This window comes from Aquabacterium sp., from assembly GCF_041915145.1.
Classification (GTDB): Bacteria; Pseudomonadota; Gammaproteobacteria; order Burkholderiales; family Burkholderiaceae_C; genus Aquabacterium.
In genome coordinates, this window is record NZ_JAYSBZ010000058.1 from 1 (window position 1) to 21,813 (window position 21,813).

Annotated in this window: 24 protein-coding genes; 6 read left to right on the top strand and 18 right to left on the bottom strand. The window is 67.6% G+C overall.

The annotated features are described in order from the left end of the window. A partial coding sequence (locus tag ACE3SS_RS11190) for an MATE family efflux transporter (RefSeq protein ID WP_374593920.1) occupies positions 1–862 on the top strand: 862 nt, incomplete at its 5' end. 13 nt (positions 863–875) lie between these two features. On the opposite strand, the gene ACE3SS_RS11195 is transcribed toward ACE3SS_RS11190, so the two are convergent. After that, positions 876–2,069 carry a S1C family serine protease gene (locus ACE3SS_RS11195; protein WP_374593922.1) on the bottom strand — a complete coding sequence of 398 codons (1,194 nt, stop codon included), beginning with the start codon at positions 2,067–2,069 and terminating at the stop codon, positions 876–878. Positions 2,070–2,101: 32 nt separating this feature from the next. Here ACE3SS_RS11195 and ACE3SS_RS11200 point away from each other — a divergent pair, with 32 nt between their 5' ends. Continuing rightward, complete coding sequence (locus ACE3SS_RS11200; protein ID WP_374593924.1) at positions 2,102–2,851, top strand: Nif3-like dinuclear metal center hexameric protein; 750 nt, start codon at positions 2,102–2,104, stop codon at positions 2,849–2,851. A gap of 63 nt (positions 2,852–2,914) precedes the next feature. On the opposite strand, the gene ACE3SS_RS11205 is transcribed toward ACE3SS_RS11200, so the two are convergent. The 12 genes from ACE3SS_RS11205 to ACE3SS_RS11260 all read right to left on the bottom strand — a co-directional run bounded on the left by ACE3SS_RS11205 (position 2,915) and on the right by ACE3SS_RS11260 (position 13,192). Further along, on the bottom strand, positions 2,915–3,511 hold the full coding sequence (locus tag ACE3SS_RS11205) for an outer membrane protein (protein ID WP_374593926.1): 597 nt from the start codon (positions 3,509–3,511) through the stop codon (positions 2,915–2,917). Between the two features lie 162 nt (positions 3,512–3,673). Then, positions 3,674–4,453, bottom strand: a complete 780-nt coding sequence (gene hisF, locus ACE3SS_RS11210; protein WP_374593928.1) for an imidazole glycerol phosphate synthase subunit HisF — start codon at positions 4,451–4,453, stop codon at positions 3,674–3,676. A gap of 17 nt (positions 4,454–4,470) precedes the next feature. After that, complete coding sequence (gene hisA / locus ACE3SS_RS11215; RefSeq protein ID WP_374593930.1) at positions 4,471–5,217, bottom strand: 1-(5-phosphoribosyl)-5-[(5-phosphoribosylamino)methylideneamino]imidazole-4-carboxamide isomerase; 747 nt, start codon at positions 5,215–5,217, stop codon at positions 4,471–4,473. 115 nt (positions 5,218–5,332) lie between these two features. Next, complete coding sequence (gene hisH, locus ACE3SS_RS11220) at positions 5,333–6,004, bottom strand: imidazole glycerol phosphate synthase subunit HisH (RefSeq protein ID WP_374593932.1); 672 nt, start codon at positions 6,002–6,004, stop codon at positions 5,333–5,335. After that, positions 6,001–6,597 (bottom strand): imidazoleglycerol-phosphate dehydratase HisB, encoded by a 597-nt coding sequence (gene hisB / locus ACE3SS_RS11225; protein WP_374593934.1) that lies wholly within the window; start codon positions 6,595–6,597, stop codon positions 6,001–6,003. The genes hisH and hisB overlap by 4 nt, the downstream gene beginning before the upstream one ends. A 42-nt stretch (positions 6,598–6,639) precedes the next feature. After that, positions 6,640–7,722 carry a histidinol-phosphate transaminase gene (gene hisC, locus ACE3SS_RS11230; RefSeq protein ID WP_374593936.1) on the bottom strand — a complete coding sequence of 361 codons (1,083 nt, stop codon included), beginning with the start codon at positions 7,720–7,722 and terminating at the stop codon, positions 6,640–6,642. 40 nt (positions 7,723–7,762) lie between these two features. Further along, the gene (gene hisD, locus ACE3SS_RS11235; protein ID WP_374593938.1) at positions 7,763–9,115 is read right to left on the bottom strand and encodes a histidinol dehydrogenase; all 1,353 of its coding nucleotides are present in this window, start codon (positions 9,113–9,115) and stop codon (positions 7,763–7,765) included. A gap of 32 nt (positions 9,116–9,147) precedes the next feature. After that, entirely contained in the window at positions 9,148–9,804 is a 657-nt protein-coding gene (gene hisG, locus ACE3SS_RS11240) for an ATP phosphoribosyltransferase (RefSeq protein WP_374593940.1), read from the bottom strand. After that, a complete protein-coding gene (murA, locus tag ACE3SS_RS11245; protein WP_374593942.1) occupies positions 9,805–11,067 on the bottom strand; it encodes a UDP-N-acetylglucosamine 1-carboxyvinyltransferase in 1,263 nt (420 codons plus the stop codon). Positions 11,068–11,171: 104 nt separating this feature from the next. Further along, positions 11,172–11,453: a BolA family protein gene (locus ACE3SS_RS11250; protein ID WP_374593944.1), complete on the bottom strand. Its 282-nt coding sequence runs from the start codon at positions 11,451–11,453 to the stop codon at positions 11,172–11,174. A 24-nt stretch (positions 11,454–11,477) separates the two neighbouring features. Continuing rightward, positions 11,478–12,251 carry an ABC transporter permease gene (locus ACE3SS_RS11255; protein WP_374593946.1) on the bottom strand — a complete coding sequence of 258 codons (774 nt, stop codon included), beginning with the start codon at positions 12,249–12,251 and terminating at the stop codon, positions 11,478–11,480. Continuing rightward, on the bottom strand, positions 12,251–13,192 hold the full coding sequence (locus ACE3SS_RS11260; RefSeq protein WP_374593948.1) for an ABC transporter ATP-binding protein: 942 nt from the start codon (positions 13,190–13,192) through the stop codon (positions 12,251–12,253). Before ACE3SS_RS11260 ends, ACE3SS_RS11255 begins: the two co-directional genes overlap by 1 nt. A gap of 247 nt (positions 13,193–13,439) precedes the next feature. On the opposite strand from ACE3SS_RS11260, the gene ACE3SS_RS11265 reads away from it, so the two are divergent. After that, a complete protein-coding gene (locus tag ACE3SS_RS11265) occupies positions 13,440–13,703 on the top strand; it encodes an acyl-CoA-binding protein (protein WP_374593950.1) in 264 nt (87 codons plus the stop codon). Between the two features lie 71 nt (positions 13,704–13,774). Here ACE3SS_RS11265 and ACE3SS_RS11270 read toward each other — a convergent pair whose 3' ends face one another. Beyond that, positions 13,775–14,074: a polyhydroxyalkanoic acid system family protein gene (locus ACE3SS_RS11270; RefSeq protein WP_374593952.1), complete on the bottom strand. Its 300-nt coding sequence runs from the start codon at positions 14,072–14,074 to the stop codon at positions 13,775–13,777. Between the two features lie 77 nt (positions 14,075–14,151). Here ACE3SS_RS11270 and ACE3SS_RS11275 point away from each other — a divergent pair, with 77 nt between their 5' ends. The 3 genes from ACE3SS_RS11275 (at position 14,152) to ACE3SS_RS11285 (ending at position 17,728) form a co-directional block, all read left to right on the top strand. After that, the gene (locus ACE3SS_RS11275; protein ID WP_374593954.1) at positions 14,152–15,348 is read left to right on the top strand and encodes a M20 aminoacylase family protein; all 1,197 of its coding nucleotides are present in this window, start codon (positions 14,152–14,154) and stop codon (positions 15,346–15,348) included. Between the two features lie 79 nt (positions 15,349–15,427). Further along, entirely contained in the window at positions 15,428–16,600 is a 1,173-nt protein-coding gene (locus ACE3SS_RS11280; protein ID WP_374593956.1) for an asparaginase, read from the top strand. A gap of 174 nt (positions 16,601–16,774) precedes the next feature. Further along, positions 16,775–17,728 carry an SGNH/GDSL hydrolase family protein gene (locus ACE3SS_RS11285; protein WP_374593958.1) on the top strand — a complete coding sequence of 318 codons (954 nt, stop codon included), beginning with the start codon at positions 16,775–16,777 and terminating at the stop codon, positions 17,726–17,728. A 4-nt stretch (positions 17,729–17,732) separates the two neighbouring features. On the opposite strand, the gene ACE3SS_RS11290 is transcribed toward ACE3SS_RS11285, so the two are convergent. From ACE3SS_RS11290 to ACE3SS_RS11305, 4 genes are all read right to left on the bottom strand, one after another. After that, positions 17,733–19,091 carry a DUF58 domain-containing protein gene (locus ACE3SS_RS11290; RefSeq protein WP_374593960.1) on the bottom strand — a complete coding sequence of 453 codons (1,359 nt, stop codon included), beginning with the start codon at positions 19,089–19,091 and terminating at the stop codon, positions 17,733–17,735. Between the two features lie 46 nt (positions 19,092–19,137). After that, entirely contained in the window at positions 19,138–20,136 is a 999-nt protein-coding gene (locus tag ACE3SS_RS11295) for an AAA family ATPase (protein ID WP_374593962.1), read from the bottom strand. Positions 20,137–20,174: 38 nt separating this feature from the next. Then, complete coding sequence (locus tag ACE3SS_RS11300) at positions 20,175–21,434, bottom strand: DUF4350 domain-containing protein (RefSeq protein ID WP_374593964.1); 1,260 nt, start codon at positions 21,432–21,434, stop codon at positions 20,175–20,177. Then, the coding region (locus tag ACE3SS_RS11305) for a DUF4129 domain-containing protein (RefSeq protein ID WP_374593966.1) at positions 21,431–21,813 on the bottom strand (383 nt) is incomplete at its 5' end. The genes ACE3SS_RS11300 and ACE3SS_RS11305, both read right to left, overlap by 4 nt.

Sequence of the window (21,813 nt, forward strand, 5' to 3'; positions counted from 1 at the left end):
GCTGCTCAACGCGGGCTTCATTTTTGGTTGGGGCGGGGTGCCCGTGCTGGGGGGCGCGGGGTGCGGCTGGGCCAGCGGCATCGGCATGTGGATCAGCTTCGTGCTGATGGCGGCGCACGTGGCGTGGGCCGCGCCTTATCGCGCCTATCGGCTGTTTCGCGGCTGGACCGGGCCACGCCGGACGAGCTTGCTGCGTCTGCTGCGCATTGGTCTGCCCATGGGCGGCTCGGCGCTGGCCGAGGTGGCGGCTTTCACCGGAGTGGCCTTGCTGATCGGCTCGATGGGGCCGACCGTGATCGCGGCGCACCAGTCGGCGCTCAATTTCACGGCCATCATGTACATGTTGCCGGCCGGGCTCTCGGCGGCGTTGTCGATCCGCGTCGGTCAGGCGTTGGGGGCGGGGCGGGCGCGCGAGGCTCGTTTCATCGCCTGGAGCGGCATGCTGCTGGCGTTGATGCTGGGTCTGGTGATGACGCCGCTGATCGTGCTCGGGCGCGAGGGCATCGCGGCCGTGTATTCGCCCGACGCCGCCGTGCAGCACGTGGTGGCGAACCTGATGTTGTTCACCGCAGCCTGGTATGTGGCCGACTCGACTCAGGTGTGCGCGGCCGGGGCTCTGCGCGGCTACCGCGTCACGCTGGTGCCGATGCTGGTCGTGGCGGGCGCGTATTGGCTGATCTCGATTCCGCTCGGCACGCGGTTGGCGCGGCACGACTGGGCCGCGTCGGGGCGGGGGCCGCTGGGCGTGTACGGCTACTGGGTCGGCTTGCTGGTGGGGGTGCTGGCCGTGGCGTTGGCCCTGGTTGTGGCGCTGCGCCAAGTGGCACGTCGCCACGCCGAGCAAGTGCCGTCCGCCGCGTAGCCGTGCCTCACGGTCAGGGTTCTTCTTCGGGTTGCAGGTCGGACGGCATCGTGCCGGCCGGGCGTGGGCGTTGACCCACCACCACGTCCACATCGACCGGCTTGCCCGCGCGGAACACGCTGATGCGCACACGCGATTGCGGCCGCAACGCAGCCACGGTACTCAGCAACTGCGCGGTGTTCTCGACCTGCGCGTCGCCCACGCGGGTCACCACGTCGCCGGGCTTGATACCGCCGCTTGCCGCCGGCCCGCCTTGCAGCACGCCGGTGATCAGCACACCATGGCGGGCGTTGACCGCGAAGGTCTGCGCGATCTCGGGGCTCAAGTCGCGCGGCTCCACGCCGATCCAGCCGCGCGTGACCTGGCCTTCGCGGATCAGGCTCTCCATCACCATGCGGGCTGTGGACACCGGGATGGCGAAGCCGATGCCCATGTTGCCGCCCGAACGCGAGTAGATGGCCGAGTTGATGCCCATCAGGTGGCCATTGGCGTCGACCAGCGCGCCGCCCGAGTTGCCGGGGTTGATGGCCGCGTCAGTCTGGATGAAGTTCTCGAAGGTGTTGATGCCCAGCTGGTTGCGGCCCACGGCACTGACGATGCCAGAGGTGACCGTCTGGCCCACGCCGAACGGGTTGCCGATGGCCAGCACCACATCGCCCACTTCTAGCGCGTTCGAGTCGCCGAAGGTGATGACGGGCAATTTGTCGAGATCGATCTTGAGCACCGCGATGTCGGTTTCGGGGTCGGTGCCGATGACCTTGGCGCGAGCCTGGCGGCCGTCCGTCAGCATGACCTCGATATCGTCCATCTGCGCGACCACGTGGTTGTTGGTCAGCACGTAGCCCTCGGTGGCGACGATCACGCCCGAGCCGATGCCCGTCTGCGGCTGTGCGGCGCCGGATTCGCGGTCGCCGAAGAAGAAGCGAAACCAGGGGTCGGAGCGCCGCAGATGACGCGGCGCCGACTTGCTGGTGACAACGCTCACCACGGCGGGGGCCGCGGCCTTGGCGGCCTCGCTGAAGCCGACGTGTGGCGCGCTGGCAGCTGCTGGGCCGACCATCTTTGGCGCCATCTGGATGGACAAGGCCGTAGCGGGGTTGCGCAGACTCGGGGCGGCCAGCCATTGCGGCTTGAGCGTGGCGATGACGAAATAGGCCGCGAGCGAGACCGTGACGGCCTGCGAGAAAATCAACCAGAGTTTGCGCATAGGGACGCAGTCAAAGCAAAGGAGACCACACCGTGACGAGCCGCGCCGAGCTGGAGAACTACCTCGCCACCCTGCTGGACGTGGGGCGCTTTCGGGATTATGGGCCGAACGGCCTGCAGGTCGAGGGGCGCGGCGAGATCCGCCGCATCGTCAGCGGTGTCACCGCGAGCCTGGCCTTGATCGAGGCCGCCATCGAAGCGCAGGCCGATGCCATCGTCGTGCATCACGGCCTGTTCTGGCGTGGCCAGGACGGGCGCGTGGTGGGCTGGATGAAGCAGCGCCTGCAAGCCTTGCTGCAGCACGACATCAACCTCTTTGCCTATCACTTGCCGCTCGACGCCCACGCCCAGCTGGGCAACAACGCGCAGCTGGGTCTGCAACTGGGGTGGGGGGCGGATGCGCAATTCGGCGAGCAGGAACTGGGCTTCATCGGGGCCCTGCCTCAGCCTCTCGACGTGGCCGGGTTGCGCGCACACATCGAGCAGCGGCTGGGGCGGAGCGTGACGGCGGTGGCTGGCGATGGCCGACGTTTGCGGCGCGTGGCGTGGTGCAGCGGCGGGGCGCAAGGCTATTTCGAGTCGGCCATCGCGGCGGGGGCCGACGCGTTCATCACGGGCGAGATCTCGGAGCCGCAGGCGCATTTGGCGCGTGAAACCGGGGTGGCCTTTCTGGCCTGCGGGCATCACGCCACCGAACGTTACGGCGCGCCGGCGCTGGGCGTGCACATGGCCGAACGGTTCGGGCTGGAGCACCGTTTCATCGAGATCGACAACCCGGCTTGACGGGGCGCCCAAAACAAAACAGCCAGCGCGAAGGCTGGCTGTTGGGGTGTGTTGAAGCAAGAGTCAGAAGTTGACAGAACCACCCAGCGAGAGCATGCGCAGGCCGTGTTCAGCGTAGACCTCAGAACGAACCTTGGAGTAATCGAAGTCGCCATGCAGACGGAACATCGGGGTTACCGCATAACTAACGCCGACACCTGCATAGTATTTGGCGTGGCTGTCTGAGGCAAAGGGCACCCAACTCGCGGCGCCGTTGTCAAGTGTGGTGGTTTTGGTTTTAATGCGTGCAAAACCGAAGCGCGCCACACCAGCCCAATCGTCAGAAATGTCGAAATGCAGAGCGCCACCCAGGCCAAATGCGGTCAATTTGGCATCTACTTGGCCGACGCTGTCTTCGGCGTGCTCAGTGCCGTACTTCCAATACGATGCCTCGAGGGCGAAGTGGGGCATCACTCGGTACCCGGCCAGCAATTTGCCTGCTTTACCCTTGATTTGGCAGTCCGCTATTTCGGTGGTGCCAGATCGGCCAGAAACGCACGAACTCATGTCTGAACTGGTTGATCCGGCGTTGGCCTGAATGTAGAACCTTTCTCCGTTGGCGTGGGCGGTAACGCAAAACAGGGCAGTTGTTGCTACCGAAATCAAAGTCTTCATCATCATCGTTTTCCTCTCAGGATGAATGCGATGTTGCAGGCATATTGCGCAGCACGCAATTTGAATATCGGCGAAACATTAGCACAGCAAATATCGCGGCAAAGAGCAATCAAACCCGCTTTTGCAGCCAATTTGCCGTTTATTTACCTAGTGACCGGCTGGATGTGGCTACAAGCGCACAGGTATGCCGTGCTGCGCCATCAGGGCCTTGGCCTGGCCCACGGTGAATTCGCCGTAATGGAAGATGCTCGCTGCCAGCACCGCATCGGCGCCGCCTTGCTGGATGCCTTCGGACAAATGCTCCAGCGCACCCACGCCACCCGAGGCAATCACGGGCACGGGGATGGCATCACTGACCGCGCGGGTGAGTGCGAGATCAAAGCCAATTTTGGTGCCGTCGCGGTCCATGCTGGTCAGCAGGATCTCGCCGGCGCCGAAGTCGGCCATCTGTTTGGCCCAGGCCACCGCGTCGAGCCCGACGTTCTTGCGCCCGCCGTGGGTGTAGACGTCCCAGCCCGGGCCGCGCGCGGCGAGGTCGTCGCCCTGGCGCTTCTTGGCGTCGATGGCCACCACGATGCACTGCGAGCCGTATTTGTCGGACGCATCGCGGATCACCTGCGGGTTGGCCACGGCGGCCGAATTGAAGCTGACCTTGTCGGCACCCGCGTTGAGCAGGCGGCGCACGTCGTCAACCGAGCGCACGCCGCCGCCCACGGTGAGCGGAATGAACACCTGGCTGGCGACGGCCTCGATGATGTGCAGGATCAGGTCGCGCCCGTCGGAGGTGGCGGTGATGTCGAGAAAGGTGAGTTCGTCGGCGCCCTGGTCGTTGTAGCGCGCGGCGATTTCAACCGGGTCGCCGGCATCGCGCAGCTCGACGAAGTTGACGCCCTTGACGACTCGGCCGCCGGTGACGTCGAGGCAGGGGATGATGCGTTTGGCCAGCATGACGGTGCGGGTGGCGATCAGGCTGCGCCGTTGAGGGCGTCGGCGCGGGCCTGCCCGGCGGCGAAATCGAGATCGCCGGTGTAGATCGAGCGGCCGCAGATCACGCCCTCGACGCCTTCGCGCTCGACGGCGCACAGCGCTTCGATGTCGGCCAGGTTGCTCAGGCCGCCCGAGGCGATGACCGGGATGCTCAGCGCCTGCGCCAGCTTCACGGTGGCTTCGATGTTGATGCCGCTGAGCATGCCGTCGCGGCCGATGTCGGTGTAGATCACGCCCTCGACGCCGTAGTCTTCGAACTTCTTGGCCAGGTCGACGACCTCATGGCCCGTGAGCTTGCTCCAGCCGTCGGTGGCGACCTTGCCGTCCTTGGCGTCCAGGCCCACGATGATGTGGCCGCCGAAGGCCGAACAGGCGTCTTTCAGGAATCCCGGGTTCTTGACCGCCGCCGTGCCGATGATGACGTAGCTGATGCCGTCGTCCAGGTAGCGCTCGATGGTGTCGAGATCGCGAATGCCGCCGCCCAGTTGCACGGGGATGTCGTCACCCACTTCCTTGAGGATGGCCTTGATCGCCGACTCGTTGACCGGCTTGCCCGCAAAGGCGCCGTTCAGGTCGACCAGGTGCAGGCGCCGCGCCCCGGCATCGAGCCACCGACGCGCCATGGCGGCCGGGTCTTCGCCGAAGGTGGTGGAAACATTCATGTCGCCTTGCTTGAGGCGCACGCACTGACCGTCTTTCAGGTCGATGGCTGGGATCAGCAGCATGTTGGGAGTGTGGTGTGGTGTAAAAGAGGGGCGATGACCGGGCCGGTCGTTCATGCACACGGCACGGCGCTGGGCAGCTTGCCAGCGGCGAGACACACGCCGGGGGCGTCGGGACTCATGGTTGCCAGGACAGGAAGTTGCGATACAGGGCCAAGCCGTGTTGCGCGCTTTTCTCGGGGTGGAACTGGGTGGCAAAAATGTTATCGCGGGCCACGGCACAGGTAAAGCGCACGCCGTAGTCGGTGAGCCCCGCGCCGTGTGCCGGATTGTGCAGTTGGGCGTAGTAGCTGTGCACGAAGTAGAAGTAGCTGCCATCGGGCACGCCGGCCCAGACCGGGTGGACGCTGCCGTCCGCCTGGCGGACCTGCTCGACGCGGTTCCAGCCCATCTGCGGCACCTTGTAGCGGCTGCCGTCGGGTTGCAACTGGCCGTCGAGCCGAAAGCGCAGCACGTTGCCGGGGATCAGCCCCAGCGCGGGCGTGTCTTGCTCTTCGCTGTGGTCGAGCAGCATCTGCATGCCCACGCACACGCCCATCAGCGGCTTGTTGGCGGCGGCGTCGAGCACGGCGGCCAGCAGCTCGCCGCCATGGGCCTCGCGCAACTCGCGCATGCAGTCGCGCATGGCACCTTGGCCGGGCAGCACGACACGCTCGGCGGCGCGCACCACGGCGGGGTCGGCCGTAACGATGACTTCGATGCTCTGATCTTGCGCGGCATGGATCACCGCTTGCGACACCGAGCGCAGGTTGCCCATGCCGTAGTCGATGACGGCGACTTTGCGGCTCACAGGGCACCTTTGGTGGACGGGATGACCCCAGCCATGCGCGGGTCGATTTCGAGCGCGGCACGCAGCGCGCGGGCGAAGGCCTTGAAGACGGTCTCGCACTGGTGGTGGGCGTTCTCGCCGCGCAGGTTGTCGATGTGCAGCGTCACGCCAGCGTGGTTCACGAAGCCCTGGAAGAACTCGAAGGCCAGTTGCGTGTCGAACGCGCCGATCATGCCGGCCTTGAAGGGCACGTGCATCTGCAGCCCCGGGCGGCCCGAGAAATCGACCACCACGCGCGACAGCGCTTCGTCGAGCGGCACATAGGCGTGGCCGTAGCGGCGCAGGCCCTTCTTGTCGCCGACGGCCAGGGCCACAGCCTGGCCCAGCGTGATGCCGACGTCTTCGACCGTGTGGTGGCCATCGATGTGCAGATCGCCCTTGGCGTCGATGTCGAGGTCGATCAGGCCATGGCGCGCGATCTGGTCGAGCATGTGGTCGAAGAAGCCGATGCCGGTGGCCAGCTTGGCGACGCCGGTGCCGTCAAGGTTGACGCGCACGGTGATCTGCGTTTCGTTGGTGTTGCGGGTGACTTCGGCAACGCGGGGGGTGGTCATGCTTCGGGCCTTGAAGGGATGAGCTGCTTGAAGTGGACGGCGTCAGGGCGCTAGCGTAGCGCGCAATGCATCGTTCAGGGCGGCGAGCAGCGCATCGGTCTGCTCGTCGGTGCCCACGCTGATGCGCAGGAAGGGGGCAATGCGCTCGGGGCGACGGAAGTGGCGCACCAGCACCTTGCGTTCGCGCAGGGCGGCGGCCAGCTCGGCGCCATCGCGGCCGGGCAGGCGGGCGAAGACGAAGTTGGCGGCCGAGGGCAGCACGTCGAAGCCCAGCGCTTGCAGGCCCGTCACCATGCGCTCGCGCGTGGCGATGACGCGCTGGCAGGTCTGCTCGAACCAGGCCACGTCGTCCATCGCCGCCACGCCGCCGGCAATGGCCAGGCGGTCGAGCGGGTAGGAGTTGAAGCTGTCCTTCACGCGGGTCAGGGCTTCGATCAGATCGGGGTGGCCCACGGCATAGCCCACGCGCAAACCGGCCAGCGCGCGAGACTTCGACAGCGTGCGTACCACCAGCAGTTGCGGATATTGGTTGACCAGCGTCGCGGCCGTTTCGCCGCCGAAGTCGACGTAGGCCTCATCGACCACCACCACCGAGTTCGGGTTGCCGCGCAGCAGGCGCTCGATCTCGGCGCGCGGCAGGGCGATGCCCGTGGGCGCGTTGGGGTTGGGGAAGATGATGCCGCCGTTGGGGCCGGCCTGCAGGAGGTCATCGACCCGCAGCGAGAAGTCGTCGGCCAGCGGAACCTCTTTGGCCGTGATGCCGTAGAGCTTGGCGTAGACCGGGTAGAAGCTGTAGCTGATGTCCGGATAGAGCAGCGGCGCCGGGTGCTTGAGCAGCCCCATGAAGACATGCGCCAGCACTTCGTCCGAGCCGTTGCCGACGAACACCTGCGCCGGTTCCAGCCCGTGGTAGCGGGCTATTGCCGCCTTCAGCGCACTGGCTTGTGGGTCAGGGTAGAGGCGCAGCGCGTCGCCGCTGTGCTCGGCGATGGCCTTCAGCACGGCCTCGCTCGGGCCGTAGGGGCACTCGTTGGTGTTGAGTTTCACCAGCCCGTCGATCTTCGGCTGCTCGCCCGGCACGTAGGGCGTCAGGGTCTGGACGATCTCACTCCAGTAGCGGCTCATCAAGGTGTCTCGTCAAAGTGTCTCGTTGAGTGTGGGTGCGTCAGCGCGGCGTCTTCAGGCGGAACTCGGCGGCCTGCGCATGCGCCTGCAGGCCTTCGCCATGCGCCAGTACCGAGGCGATGCCGCCCAGCGTCTGCGCGCCGGCTTCGCTCACCTCGATCAGGCTGCTGCGCTTTTGAAAGTCGTACACGCCCAGTGGCGACGAGAAGCGCGCGGTGCCCGAGGTGGGCAGCACGTGGTTCGGGCCGGCGCAGTAGTCGCCCAGGCTTTCGCTCGTGTAGGCGCCGAGGAAGATCGCGCCAGCGTGCTTGAGCAGCGGCTCCCACTTGTGCGGATCGTTCGACGAAACCTCGAGATGCTCGGGCGCGATGCGGTTGCTGATGGCGCAGGCTTCGTCCATCGAGCGCGTGTGGATCAGCGCGCCGCGGCCTTCGAGCGAGGCGCGGATGATCGCCGCGCGCGATTGCGACGGCAGCAGGCGGTCGATGGCGGCTTGCACCTGGGCGATGTAGCCGGCGTCGGGGCACAGCAGGATGCTCTGCGCCAGCTCGTCGTGCTCGGCCTGGCTGAACAGGTCCATCGCCACCCAGTCGGGCGGCGTGGTGCCGTCGGCCAGCACCAAAATTTCGCTCGGGCCGGCGATCATGTCGATGCCCACGGTGCCGAACACATGCTTCTTGGCGCTCGCCACGTAGGCGTTGCCGGGGCCGGTGATCTTGTCGACCTTGGGCACGGTGGCGGTGCCGTAGGCCAGCGCGGCCACGGCTTGCGCGCCGCCGACGGTGAAGGCGCGCGTCACACCGGCCACGGCGGCCGCGGCCAGCACGAGCTGGTTGCGTTCGCCCTTCGAGTCCTTGGACGAGATGCCATCCCTGCGGGCTGGCGTCGGCACGACCATGATGATTTCGGGCACGCCCGCCACGTGGGCCGGGATGGCGTTCATCAGCACGCTCGACGGATACGCCGCCTTGCCGCCCGGCACGTAGATGCCGACGCGATCGAGCGGCGTCACCTTCTGGCCGAGCAGCGTCCCGTCTTCGTCGCGGTAGCTCCACGAGCGGCCGCAGGCTTCGAGCTGGCGCACGTGATAGGCGCGGACACGGCGTGCTGCGGCTTCGAGCGCGGCGCGTTGTTCAGCGGGGATGGCCTTGAGCGCGGCCTGCAGCTCGTCTTGCCCCAGCTCCAGCGCTGGCATGCCACTGGCGGCCAGGCCGTCGAAGCGCTGCGTGTATTCGAGCACCGCCGCATCGCCACGCGTTTTCACGTCGGCCAGGATCGCCGCCACGCGTTCCTCGATCGCGCTGTCGGTTTCGGCCGACCAATGCAGCACGCGCTGGAATTCGGCTTCGAAGTCGGCTTGCGTGGTGGCGAGGTGGCGGATCGAGACGGTCATGGCGCGGGTCCGGTGGGGCGGTCTGTCGGGGCTCAGTTTTTGGGGATGGCGGACTCGAACGCGGCGATCAGCTGGCGGATCGGCTCGCGCTTGAGCTTGAGCGAGGCCTGGTTCACCACCAGGCGCGACGAGATGTCCATGATCGGCTCCACCTCGACCAGCTTGTTGGCCTTGAGCGTGTTGCCGGTCGAGACCAGATCGACGATGGCGTCAGCCAAGCCGGTCAGCGGTGCGAGTTCCATCGAGCCGTAGAGCTTGATGATGTCGACGTGCACGCCTTTGTTGGCGAAGTGATCGCGGGCGATGTTGACGTACTTGGTGGCCACGCGGATGCGCGAGCCTTGCTTGACGACGCCGGCGTAGTCGAAGTCGGCGCGCACGGCCACGCTCATGCGGCAGCGAGCGATGTTGAGGTCGAGCGGCTGGTACAGGCCTTGGCCTTCATGTTCCAGCAGCACGTCCTTGCCGGCCACGCCGAGGTCGGCGCCGCCGTGCTCCACGTAGGTCGGCACGTCGGTGGCGCGCACCAGCACCACACGCACGTCGGGGCGATTGGTGGGCAGGATGAGCTTGCGGCTCTTCTCGGGGTCTTCGGTCACCTCGATGCCGGCGGCCTTGAGCAGCGGCAGGGTCTCTTCGAAGATGCGGCCTTTCGAGAGGGCCAGCGTGATGGTGTCAGCCGTGGTCATTTATTTGAGTCTTTCGATGTCGGCGCCCACGCTCTTGAGCTTGGCTTCCATGCGGTCGTAGCCGCGGTCGAGGTGGTAGATGCGCTCGACGGTGGTCTCGCCCTCGGCCACCAGGCCGGCGATGACGAGGCTGGCCGAGGCGCGCAGGTCGGTAGCCATCACCGTGGCGCCCGACAGCTTCTCGACGCCATGCACCACGGCCGTGTGACCATCGACCTCGATCCTGGCGCCCAGGCGCACCAGCTCGTTGACGTGCATGAAGCGGTTTTCGAAGATGGTCTCGCTGATGCGCGCCGAGCCTTCGGCCACGCAATCGAGCGCCATGAATTGCGCCTGCATGTCGGTCGGGAAGGCCGGGTACTCGCTGGTACGGAAGCCCACCGAACGCAGCCGGCCATTCGACTGGACGCGGATGTGATCGGCGCCGGCCTCGATGGTGGCGCCGGCTTCGCGCAGCTTCTCGATCACGGCGTCGAGGTGGTCGGCGCGGGTGTTCTTGAGCAGGACATCACCGCCGGCCGCCGCCACCGCGCACAGGAAAGTGCCGGTCTCGATGCGGTCCGGGATGATGCGGTGCGGCGTCTTGGGCGCGTGCAACTGCTTCACGCCCTGGATGCGGATGCGGCTGGTGCCGTGGCCTTCGATCTGCGCGCCCATGGCGATCAGCAACTCGGCCAGGTCGGGGATCTCGGGCTCCTGCGCGGCGTTTTCGAGAATGGTCTCGCCCTCGGCCAACGTGGCTGCCATCAGCAGGTTTTCGGTGCCGGTCACGGTGACCATGTCCGTCGTGATGCGGGCGCCCTTGAGGCGGCTGGCCTTGGCGACGATGTAGCCGTGCTCGACGACGATGTCCGCTCCCATGGCCTGCAGGCCCTTGATGTGCTGGTCCACCGGGCGCGAGCCGATGGCACAGCCGCCTGGCAGCGAGACCTTGGCCTGGCCGAAGCGCGCCAGCAGCGGGCCCAGCACCAGGATGGACGCGCGCATGGTCTTGACCAGCTCGTAGGGCGCTTCGGGGTTGGCGACCGGCCCGGCGTTGAGCGTCAGGCGGCCGGCTTCGAGGTCGGCGTCGGCCTGCAGGCCCATGTTGGCCAGCAGCTTGAGCGTGGTGCGCACGTCCTGCAGGTTGGGGACGTTGACGAATGCCACCGGCTCGGCCACGAGCAGCGCGGCGCACAGCTCGGGCAGCGCGGCGTTCTTGGCGCCGGAGATGGTCAGCTCGCCGGAGAGACGGCGGCCACCGCGGATAAGGAGTTTGTCCATGGCGAAAGGGTTGAGCCAGCCCGAATCGCCGTCTGCCGGTGCCGCGCGGTGCCAGGGTCGCGAGGCGTCATCGGCCGACCGCGCGCCAGGCAGGCGGCGGGCAATCAGTGGTGATGGTGGGTGGCGGCGGCGCCCGGGGTGGCGGGGCTGGCGGCCCACTCGGCGGGCGTCAAGGTCTTCATCGACAGGGCGTGGATCTGCTCGCGCATTCTATCGCCCAGGGCCTGGTAGACACGCTGGTGGCGCTTGATGCGGCTGAGCCCGTCGAATTCGGCGGAGACGATGGTCGCGAAGAAATGCCGGCCGTCGCCCTCCACCTGCAGATGCGCGCAGGGCAAGGCCTGGGCAATGTACTGTTCGACTTCTTGGGGGGTGGGGTCAGCCATAGTGGGTGCGATTTTAAGGCCGGCTCAATGCCGCAGTTTGTAGCCGGACTTTAGCAAGCCGAGCGCCAGCGCCGAGACGCCCACGAATGCCAGGCTGACCACGGTCAGGCTCGTCCAGGGCGAGACGTCGCTGACGCCGAAGAAGCCGTGGCGGAAGCCGTCGACCAGGTAGAAGAAGGGGTTGAGCTTGGACGCGCCCAGCCAGAACGGCGGCAGCGAGTGCACCGAATAGAACACCCCGGCCAGAAAGGTCATCGGCACGATGATGAAGTTCTGGAAGGCGGCCATCTGGTCGAACTTCTCGGCCCACAGTCCGGCGATCAGGCCCAGCGCCCCGAGCAGCGCGCCGCCCAGCAGCGCGAAGGTCAGGATCCACAGCGGCTGGCTGATCGGCGGCAGGCCGAACCAGGCGGTCACGGCGAACACCCCGGTGCCGACCATCAGCCCGCGGGCCAGGGCCGCGCCGACGTAGGCGGTGAACCAGGCCCAGTGCGACAGCGGCGTCACCAGCAGGAAGACAAGGTTGCCGGTGATCTTGCTCTGGATCAGCGACGACGAGCTGTTGGCAAAGGCGTTCTGCAGCACGCTCATCATCACCAGGCCTGGGATGAGGAACTGCGTGTAGCCGAGCTGGTTGTAGACCTTGACGTGGTCCTCGAGCACGTGGCCGAAGATCAGCAGATACAGCACGGCGGTGAGCACCGGCGCGGCAATGGTCTGGAAGCTGACCTTCCAGAAGCGCAGCAGCTCCTTGCGCAGCAGGGGCAGGGTGCCGGCGAAAGCGGTTGGCGACGACATTACCGGCCCTCCGCTTGCATCACGTCGACGAACACGTCTTCGAGGTCGGGGCGGCCGATCTCCAGGTCTTGCGGCTGGCAGCCGGCTTGGCGCAGGGCAGCCAGCAGGGCTTCGACCTCGGCGGCGTCGTGGGCGGGCAATTGCACGATACGGCCGGTGACGCGGGCCTGGGCGGCCAGCGCGGGTGGCAGGGGCTGGTCGAGCTTGAAGCGCAGCATGGTGTGGGCGGCACTGGCGAGCAGCGCCGAGGTGTCGTCGAGCGCCACGATGCGGCCTTGCTTGAGCATGGCGATGCGGCTGCACAGCGCCTCGGCCTCTTCGAGGTAGTGCGTGGTCAGCAGCACGGTGTGGCCTGCGCGGTTGAGGCGGCTGATGAATTGCCACAGGGTCTGGCGCAGTTCCACGTCGACCCCGGCGGTGGGCTCGTCGAGCACGATCACGGGCGGGCGGTGCACCAGGGCCTGCGCCACCAGCACGCGGCGTTTCATGCCGCCCGAGAGCTGGCGCATGTTGGCATCGGCCTTGTCCGCCAGGCCGAGCTCGGACAGCAGCTCGTCGATCCAGGCATCGTTGTGGTGGATGCCGAAGTAGCCGCTTTGAATGCGCAGCATCTCGCGCACCGAGAAGAACGGGTCGAACACCAGCTCTTGCGGCACGATGCCCAACTGGCGACGCGCCTGGGCGTAGTCGGCCACCACGTCGAGCCCATTGACGCTCACTTGCCCGCTGCTGGCACGAGCCAGACCGGCGAGGATGCTGATCAGCGTGGTCTTGCCGGCGCCGTTGGGGCCCAGCAGGGCGAAGAACTCACCGGGCTGGATGTCGAAGCTCACGCCTTGCAAGGCGTGAAACGGCCCTCTGGATGTTGAAAAGTGCTTGGTGACCTGGCGGAACGAAACGGCGGCGTGGTCTGCGCGGGCAGCCGGTGCGGCAGCGGGCATGAGAAGGCGGGGGCAGCGTGGCGAAAGCGCCGATTGTAGAAAACGCCTTGATCTCGTGCCGAGGCGGGGCGTTGCAGCTCGGCCACCCGGGGGCTTGCCCGGATAGTGAAATTGCGGCCCTCAGGCGCGGGGTGGATATCGGCTGACAGATGCGGCCCCCTGGGTACACTGCCTGCCGCGTCGGAAGTCGGCTTGCCCGCAGCTCTGACGCGTGAGTTCGCGTTTTCCGTTGTACGAGAGGTTTCAGATGTCCGACCTACAAGCTCGTTTCGAGCAAGCCGTTGCCGAGTCCAAGCAGTTGTCCGCCAAGCCCGACAACCAGACTCTGTTGAAGATCTATTCGCTGTTCAAGCAAGCCACGTCGGGCGACGCTTCGGGTTCGCGCCCGGGCTTCTCGGACTTCGTGAATCGCGCCAAGTGGGACGCCTGGCACGAGCTCAAGGGGCGGGCACCCGAGCAGGCCATGAACGACTACATCGCGTTGATCCAGTCGCTCAAGCCCCAGGCTTGAGTAGCGGGCGTGCGCTGAACGACAAAGGGGCCCGCGGGCCCCTTTGTCGTTTGTCTGGCGGTGCGGGGCGATCAAGCCGCGCCGCGTTCCAGCAGCTTTTGCAGGTTCTTGTCGATCTCGCCTTCGATCATGCCCTTGAGCGGCTTCATCATCATGCCGAGCTTGGCGGTCAGCTCGAAGGCATTGGCCGACACGACCATCTGGCCTTCGACGCCCGAGCGCTCGAACTTGATCAGGTCTTGCTGATCGCCGGGCTGATGCTGGCAGGTCAGGCCCATTTTCTTGCTGGCGCCGTCGATCCATTGGGTGGCCAGTTCGCGGGCTTTGTCCAGGCCCAGGGTGTGTTCGCGTCGGATGTGAATGTCGGCCATGATGCAGCTCCTCTTTGTCGTGTCCGTCCAGTGGCATTCGGAAGCCGAGAGTGTGGCACACGGGTAAGATCAAATCCATGTCGATTCTGGATTCGCTGCGCACTGCCGCTCCCGCCATGCAAGCCATCCGGCGGGACATCCATGCCCACCCTGAGCTGTGCTTTGAAGAGCACCGCACGGCCGAGGTGGTCGAGCGTGCCTTGTCGAGCTGGGGCATCCCGGTTTTCTGCGGTCTGGGCAAGACGGGCGTGGTGGGCGTGATCGAAGGCCGGCCCGGCCCGCGCGCCGTGGGCTTGCGCGCCGACATCGATGCCCTGCCGATGACCGAGCACAACCAGTTCGCGCACGCCAGCAAGCACCATGGCCGCATGCACGCCTGCGGGCACGACGGCCACGTCGCGATGCTGCTGGCGGCAGCTCAGCATCTGGCGGCGACGCGCGACTTCGCCGGCAAGGTCTACGTGATCTTCCAGCCGGCCGAAGAAGGCGGCGGCGGGGCGCGCGAGATGATCCGCGACGGCCTGTTCGAGCGCTTCCCGATGGACGCGATCTTCGGCATGCACAACTGGCCGGGGATGGCGGCGGGGCAGTTCGCCATCAAGAGCGGGCCGTGTTTTGCCTCCAGCAACGAATTCAAGATCACGATCCGTGGCAAGGGCTCGCACGGCGCCATGCCGCATCTGGGCATCGACCCGGTGCCCATCGCCTGCCAGATGGTGCAGGCCTTTCAGACCATCCTGACGCGCAACGTCAAGCCCATCGACACCGGCGTCATCTCGGTGACGATGATCCATGCCGGCGAGGCGACCAATGTGGTCCCCGAGAGCTGCGAGTTGCAGGGCACGGTGCGCACCTTCACCACCGAGGTGCTCGACCTTATCGAGCGCCGCATGAGCGAGATCGCGCGCGGCTTGTGCGCCAGCTTTGAGGCGGAGTGCGATTTCGAGTTCTCGCGCAACTACCCGCCCACCGTCAACCACGCGGCCGAGGTGAGCTTCGTGCGGCAGACCATGGTGGACTTGGTGGGGGCCGAGAACGTGCACAAGTTCGAGCCCACGATGGGCGCCGAGGACTTCAGCTACTTCTTGCAGCACAAGCCCGGCGCCTATTTCGTGATCGGCAACGGCGACGGCACGCACCGCGAGGGTGGCCACGGGCTGGGGCCCTGCATGCTGCACAACCCCAGCTACGACTTCAACGACGAGTTGATTCCGCTGGGCGCGGCGCTGTGGGTGAGCCTGGCGCGGCGCTGGCTCGCGCAGCCAGCTGGCTGATCGTTCTCGGCGTTCTCGGGGCAAAGGCCCCCCGTATCATCGACCGCATGGCTCTCACACGCTTGCAGCGCAATCCAGCATGAAGATCGGCATCGTTTACACCGGCGGCACTATCGGTTGCGTGGGCAGCCCCCTGCGGCCGATGAGCGAGGCCTTGTTCGAGGTGGCGTTTCGCGCGCACGTCGAGCCGATGCTGCAAGCCGCGCAGCCGGGCATCAGCCTGTACTTCGTGCCCTTTGGCCCGGTGCTCGACAGCACCGATGCCACCCCGCTCGATTGGGTGCGTCAGGCCCGGGCCATCTTGCTCAATTACCACCACGTCGATGCCTTCGTGGTGCTGCATGGCACCGACACGCTGGCCTGGAGCGCCGCCGCGCTGTCCTTCCTGCTGACCTCGTTCAACCTGGAGGGCGTCGCCGAATCGGTGCTGAGCAAGCCGGTGATCGTGACGGGCGCGCAACGGCCGCTCTTTCAACAGACCGGGCCGAGCACGGTGGTGCTGGCCGGGCATACCGACGCGCTGGCCAACGTGTGCGGCGCGATCGAGGCGATCGACCTGGGTCTGCCCGAGGTGGGGGTCTACTTCAACCACCAGCTGTTGCGCGGCAACCGTGCGGTCAAGGTGCAGACGGCCGGGTTCGATGCCTTTGCCAGCCCCAACCATCCGCCGCTGGCGACGTGCGGGGCCAACTGGGCGATGAACGCGTCGGTGTGGTACCCCTCGATCACGCTGGAGCGCTCGCTCGACAACCCCGATGTGTGCGCGCGGGTGGCGGCCCAGCTCGACCATGCCGCGCAGCGCGTGCCGCAGGCCCGCGTGGCGGTGCTGCCGGCCTTTCCGGCGGTGAGCGGGCCCGAGGGCGGTTTGCACGCGGCCATGCTGGAGGCGATCTTGAAGGTCGGTGTCAGTGGGGTGGTGCTGCAGGCGTTCGGCGCGGGCAACTTCCCGTCGGGTGCGCCGCAAGCGCCGTTGAACAGCCCCTTGTTCCGGCAACTGCTGCAAGCGCGGGAGCGTGGCGTGGTGATCGTGGACACCACGCAGGTGCTGGCCGGCACGGTGGACGCGCGCACCTACGCCTCGGGATCGTGGCTCGGCGAGGCGGGGGTGATCGGCCTGCGCGACATGACCCCGATGGCGGCGCTGGCCAAACTCACGGTGTTGCTGGCCTTGCGCGATCGCGGCCAGCACCCCTGGCCGTCGCTGGTGATCGAGCAGCTGATGCAAGACAGCGTGGCGGGCGAAATTTCTTGAGCCATAAGCCGTGTTTCCCCCAGGGGGCCCTCGCCTCGGGGGGGGAGGTCGCAACTTTGCGTGTTAGCCCTGACAGGCTATTTCGTAACGGGCTGTATACACCTGTTGCGCGATCTCAATCGCTGACGAATTCGAGTCCATCCCTTTGCCAGAAAGGAACTGAAGTTGAAGCTCATGCACCATGTCGCAGGCGGATTGCTTGCCTTGTCCTCCGTCGCCTACAGCGGGTCCGCCCAGGCTTATTCGCAGATCATCGCGTTCGGCGACAGCCTGTCCGACAACGGCAACCTGCTGGCACTGGTGGGGTCGCCCGGTGAGCCGTATTACCAAGGGCGGTTCTCGAACGGCATCACGGCAGTCGAGGTCATGGCGCGCCAAATGGGCTTGGGTCTGACCGATTACGCCTACGGCGGCGGGCAGACCGGCACCGGCAACGTGGCCGGCACCTTCCTCAATGGCACGGGCATCCAGGGGCAGATCGCCCGGTACGGCGCCGGCTTGGCCTCGGCGAGGGCCACGACCGATTCGTCGGCGCTGTATTTCGTTTGGGGCGGGCCGAACGACTTTTTCGCCGGCAATGCCATGTTGTCGCCTGCCACGGCCACCACGGCGGCCAACAACCTGAAGGCCGACATCACCAGTTTGTACAACCTCGGCGCGCGCGACTTCTTCGTGCCGCTGATGCCGGACTTGGGTGTGACGCCGTCGGCGCGCGCGGCGAATGCGGCGCATCCGGGTTACGCGGCCGTGGCCACCGCGGACTCCAACAGTTTCAACAGCCTGCTGAGCGCCAACCTGCAGACGCTCAGCTCGACGTTGACGGGCATCCACATCCAGACGTTCGACAGCTACAGCTTCTTGCACGCTCAGATCGACGCCCGGGCGGCGCAGGGGTTCGATGTGACCGACTCGTGTTTCAACTCGTCGGCCCAGACGGTCTGCGGCAACCCGGAGCAATACCTGTTCTGGGACGGCGTCCACCCGACCGCGGCGTCGCACGAGGTGCTGGGCGCTGCATTCGCCGCGGCCGCGGCCGTGCCTGAGCCCGGCAGCTGGTTGCTGATGATGGCGGGGGTGTCGGTGTTGGCGCTGGGGGCGAAGCGGCGGCGCGGCGCGCGCAACGCCTGAGCGGCTACAGCAGTCCGGCGCGCTTGACCGCGTGATACTGGTTGACCAGCGCGACGGCCAGTTGCGCGGGTTCCACATCGACCGACAGGGCATCGTGCCCGGTCACGCGGCGAAAGGCATCGCGGCGTGATTGCTCGAAGAGATGCGCGGTGGCGGCTTCCACCGCGTCGCGGCTGCTGCTCAAGGCTTGCTCGCCCACCTCGCGCAGCACCCGTTCGCGCAGGCTCGACACCAGCACCAGATGCCGCCGGCGCAGCAGGTGCAGGGCGGGCTTGAGCTCGGCGGCGTCCTCGTCGCGAAAGTTCGTCAACACCACCACCAGTGCCCGCTTCGGGTGCGCCTTGAGCAGGGCCTGCGCCGCCTGCACGTAGTCGGCATGGTTGGCGCAGGGTTCGATGTCGTGCAGCCGCGCCATCATCGCGTTCAGCGTGGCCATGCCCTTGCGCGGCGCGAAGTGGCGCGCTTGCCCCGGTGGCAGGCCGAAGGTCATGGCGCCGACTTCATCGCCCTCTTTCAGCGCCACGTAGGCCATCAGCATCAAGGCGTTCAGGGCCTGGTCGAAGTGGCTGCCGCCGGTGCCGGGCTGGCCCTCGTCGGCGCGCATGCGGCGACCGCAGTCGAGCAGAAAGAGCACGCGCTGGTCGCGCTCGTCTTGAAATTCGCGCACCACCGGGCGGTGGTGGCGCAGCGAGGCGCGCCAGTCGATGTGGCGGATCGGGTCGCCCACCTGGTAGTCGGACAACTGCTTGAAGTCGGTGCCCGCGCCGCGCTGGGTAACGGTCTTGACGCCGATCTCGGTGAGGCGTCGGTCGCCCGCCAGCCAGGCGTAGCGCGCCACCGCGGCGAAGTTGGGGTAGACCTGCACGACCTGGGCCGTGCCGAGCGAGCGCAGCAGGTCGAAGCTGCCGCCCAGGGTACGCACGCGCAATTGCGTGGGGCCGAACTCGGCGCGGCCGCGCTGGCGCGGGGTAACGTGGTAGCGCACCGCGAGTTGTGCGCGGGGCGGCAAGGGCTCGCGGCGCGGCAGGCCCTCGAAGTCGAGCGAGCCGCCGAGGTCGTCGAACAGCTCGATCTGCCAAGTTTGCGGGCCGGGGTTGACCAGCGTGACGGTGACCGTGCGGCGCACGCCCAGGGCCAGCGCAAGGGGCAGGGGGCGTTGCCATTGCGGGGGGGCTTCGCGCCAGGCGTGAGCGCTGCGCCAGACGTCCCACGCGGCCCAGGCCAGCGCGGCCAGCAGCACGGCGGCGGCGGCGATGGCGACGGTGGCGTGCGGCACCCCGGCGCTCAACGCCAGCACGCTGCACGCGGCCAAGCCGGTCAGCGCGGCAATGCTGAGCGGGGTGGGGACGAGGGGCAGACGCATGGCGGAACGGGTGCGTGGCGGGGCGGGGTCGGGGGAGGCGCCGGGCTCACAGGCGCGGGGCGTCGACGCTGTTGAGCGCGTCGCTCAGCAACTCGTCCACCTGCCGGCCTTCTAGCTGGGCGTCGGGTGCGAGCAGCACGCGATGGCGCAGGGCGGGCAGCGCGTGCTGCTTGATGTCGTCGGGCGTGACGAAATCGCGGGCCTGCAGCAAGGCCGTGGCGCGGGCCGCGCGCACCAGGGCGATGGCGCCGCGTGGCCCCGCGCCGCTGGCCAGGCCGGGCCAGCCTCGGGTGGCGCGCATGATGCGTACGGCGTAGTCGGCCACGCGCTCGTCCACCCGGATGAACGCCACCATCTTCTGCAGGCTGGTGACCATGCGCTCGTCGAGCCGCGCGGCGAGGGCGTCGAGCGGCAGCTGGTCGCCGGTCTGCTGCTCGGTCGTGCGGCGCACGATGGCGGTTTCTTCGTCGTGCGTGGGGTAGCCGACGTTGATCTTGAACAGAAAGCGGTCGAGCTGGGCTTCGGGCAGCGGGTAGGTGCCTTCGGTCTCGATCGGGTTTTGCGTGGCGATCACCATGAAGGGGCGCGGCAGGGCGAGTGTCTGCCCGTCGAGGGTGACCTGGTATTCCTGCATCACTTCGAGCAGCGCGCTTTGCGTCTTGGCCGGCGCGCGGTTGATCTCGTCGGTCAGCAGCAGGTTGGTGAAGACCGGGCCGCGTTGCACGCGCAGCGCGCCAAAGGGCGACCCGGCCTCGCCGCGCGCGGCGGGGTCGAGAACGGTGTGCCCGGTGATGTCGGACGGCATCAGGTCGGGCGTGAACTGCACGCGGGCGTATTGCAGCGTGAGCGTCTTGGCCAGCGCGCGCGCCAGCAGCGTCTTGCCCAGGCCGGGCACGCCTTCGATCAGCACATGGCCCGAGGCCACGAGGGCGATCAGGGTCTGATCGACGGCCTCGCCTTGGCCGACCACGGCCTTGCCGATTTCTTGCTTCAAGGCTTGGAGGATCTCGGCGGCGCGCGTGAGGTCTTCGGGTTTGATGTGCATGGCGGGGTCCTTGGGGGGCGAGCGATTCGGTGAGGGGATCAGTCGGCGGCGCGCCGCAGCCGCAGCCGGCGACGCGCGGATTCGAGCAGGTTGAGCGTGGCGGCGAGGTGGGCCGGCGTGCGGTTGCGGCGGGTGTCGAGGGCTTGTGCCAGCGCCGGCTCGTCGAGTCCGGTGGCGCGGGCCAGCGCGGCGGCGCGCTCGGCCGCGCCTTGACGGGCGTAGCCGCGCAAGCGGGGCTCGGCCACTTCATGCAGGGCGCGCAGCTGCGCGGCATGCAGGGCGGCGGGGTCGCGTTGCCACAAGAATTGCGCGGTGCCGCGCACTTGCTCGGCCATCGAGCGTCGCCCCAGCGGGGCCGGCGCCATCAGCGGGCCGAAGCGGACGGCGCCGCGCCACAGCGCCCCGCCCACGGCCAGCAGCACCAGCAGCACGGCCACGCGGGCTTCGTTCCAGATCAGCAGGGGCAGCGGCGTGCGCGCTTCGTCTTCGACGAACCAGACCGCGTGCCCGGGCCGCACTTGTAGCAGCGCCACGGCCAGCAAGGCGTGGTCGCCGCGAAACAGCGCGTCGTTGTTGAGCAGCGCGGGGGCCTGCAGCACGCTCACGCTGCCGCGCCCGACGGGCATGCGCAGCGCCACGGTTTGCGCCGCATCGCCCACGCGCCAGCTCACCTCGCGCTGCGCCGTCAGCACCTGGGTGTTGGCGCTGCACACCGTGAAGCTGCGCCGCTCGGAGTAGGCCTGGGTCGCATCGGCGGTTTCGGCGATGCGGTGGCAGCGCGCCAGGGCACGGTAGCGGGCCCAGCGCCGGCAGCGCGTGCCGGTGCATTCGGGTGCCGTGTCGTCCACGGCGGCACTCGCCGGCACGGGGGGCGTCACGCCTTGGGCGTCGGCCTCGTCGGTGTCGATCGACTGGATACCCAGCCACGACCTCAAGGCGTCGTCGCGCGCCAGGTCGGCCGGGATCACCAGTTGTCCGCCTGCCTCGACCCAGTTCTTCAGCTGCGGCAGACGCTCGGGGAAGAGCTTCCAGTGCGACGAGGTCAGCAGCATGGTGGCGTCTTGTGGCGGCCAGTGCTGCAGGCTGGGTTGCCTCACCGCGCGGCCGCCCAGCCGCTCGATGAGGTGCTGCACGGCGTAGAAGGCGTTGTCGATGACCTCGCGCGAGCGGGGCACGGGCACCTCTTCGTCAACCCACTCGGTTTGCGTCAGCACCCCGTAGCCGATGCCCGCGAGCAGCACGGCCAGCAGGGCGCGCGGCAGCCAGCGTGTCGCGCGGCTCGTCCTGGTCGCGCTCATGCCGAGGCCTTTGCAAAGCGGGTCTCGAAGTGCTCGCACAGCGCGAGCACCGTGGCGGCCTCGGGCAGACGGGCGCCATACACGGCGAGCTGCCAGGCTTGCACCAGCTCGCTCACGAACTCGCCGCAGCGGGCATCGACGTGGCCGCGCGCGAGCTGCACGCACTCGCCTTCGGTGCTGGCGGCGCGGATGGGCACCGCGTGGTCGTGCACCAGGCGCGACAACATGCCGCGATAGAGCAGCGACAGCGCCTCGCGGTGCGCGCCTTGCAGCCACAGGCACTGCGCCGCTTCGCCAACGCGTTCGGGCAGGCTTTGCGGGCGGATGTCGAGCTCGCGCACGTGGCTGGGCAGATCGGCCAGCCGGCGGTCGGCGCGGG

Excerpts from the sequence above, each read along its gene's own strand:
- hisF (WP_374593928.1), bottom strand. The coding sequence starts at position 4,453 with ATGCTGGCCAAACGCATCATCCCCTGCCTCGACGTCACCGGCGGCCGA.
- hisD (WP_374593938.1), bottom strand. The coding sequence starts at position 9,115 with ATGACCGTCTCGATCCGCCACCTCGCCACCACGCAAGCCGACTTCGAA.
- ACE3SS_RS11285 (WP_374593958.1), top strand. The coding sequence starts at position 16,775 with ATGCACCATGTCGCAGGCGGATTGCTTGCCTTGTCCTCCGTCGCCTAC.
- ACE3SS_RS11265 (WP_374593950.1), top strand. The coding sequence starts at position 13,440 with ATGTCCGACCTACAAGCTCGTTTCGAGCAAGCCGTTGCCGAGTCCAAG.
- hisG (WP_374593940.1), bottom strand. The coding sequence starts at position 9,804 with ATGACCACGGCTGACACCATCACGCTGGCCCTCTCGAAAGGCCGCATC.
- ACE3SS_RS11195 (WP_374593922.1), bottom strand. The coding sequence starts at position 2,069 with ATGCGCAAACTCTGGTTGATTTTCTCGCAGGCCGTCACGGTCTCGCTC.
- ACE3SS_RS11270 (WP_374593952.1), bottom strand. The coding sequence starts at position 14,074 with ATGGCCGACATTCACATCCGACGCGAACACACCCTGGGCCTGGACAAA.
- ACE3SS_RS11295 (WP_374593962.1), bottom strand. The coding sequence starts at position 20,136 with ATGCACATCAAACCCGAAGACCTCACGCGCGCCGCCGAGATCCTCCAA.
- ACE3SS_RS11250 (WP_374593944.1), bottom strand. The coding sequence starts at position 11,453 with ATGGCTGACCCCACCCCCCAAGAAGTCGAACAGTACATTGCCCAGGCC.
- ACE3SS_RS11260 (WP_374593948.1), bottom strand. The coding sequence starts at position 13,192 with ATGCCCGCTGCCGCACCGGCTGCCCGCGCAGACCACGCCGCCGTTTCG.
- ACE3SS_RS11280 (WP_374593956.1), top strand. The coding sequence starts at position 15,428 with ATGAAGATCGGCATCGTTTACACCGGCGGCACTATCGGTTGCGTGGGC.
- ACE3SS_RS11205 (WP_374593926.1), bottom strand. The coding sequence starts at position 3,511 with ATGATGATGAAGACTTTGATTTCGGTAGCAACAACTGCCCTGTTTTGC.
- ACE3SS_RS11275 (WP_374593954.1), top strand. The coding sequence starts at position 14,152 with ATGTCGATTCTGGATTCGCTGCGCACTGCCGCTCCCGCCATGCAAGCC.
- ACE3SS_RS11255 (WP_374593946.1), bottom strand. The coding sequence starts at position 12,251 with ATGTCGTCGCCAACCGCTTTCGCCGGCACCCTGCCCCTGCTGCGCAAG.
- ACE3SS_RS11300 (WP_374593964.1), bottom strand. The coding sequence starts at position 21,434 with ATGAGCGCGACCAGGACGAGCCGCGCGACACGCTGGCTGCCGCGCGCC.
- ACE3SS_RS11290 (WP_374593960.1), bottom strand. The coding sequence starts at position 19,091 with ATGCGTCTGCCCCTCGTCCCCACCCCGCTCAGCATTGCCGCGCTGACC.
- hisC (WP_374593936.1), bottom strand. The coding sequence starts at position 7,722 with ATGAGCCGCTACTGGAGTGAGATCGTCCAGACCCTGACGCCCTACGTG.
- hisB (WP_374593934.1), bottom strand. The coding sequence starts at position 6,597 with ATGACCACCCCCCGCGTTGCCGAAGTCACCCGCAACACCAACGAAACG.
- murA (WP_374593942.1), bottom strand. The coding sequence starts at position 11,067 with ATGGACAAACTCCTTATCCGCGGTGGCCGCCGTCTCTCCGGCGAGCTG.
- hisA (WP_374593930.1), bottom strand. The coding sequence starts at position 5,217 with ATGCTGCTGATCCCAGCCATCGACCTGAAAGACGGTCAGTGCGTGCGC.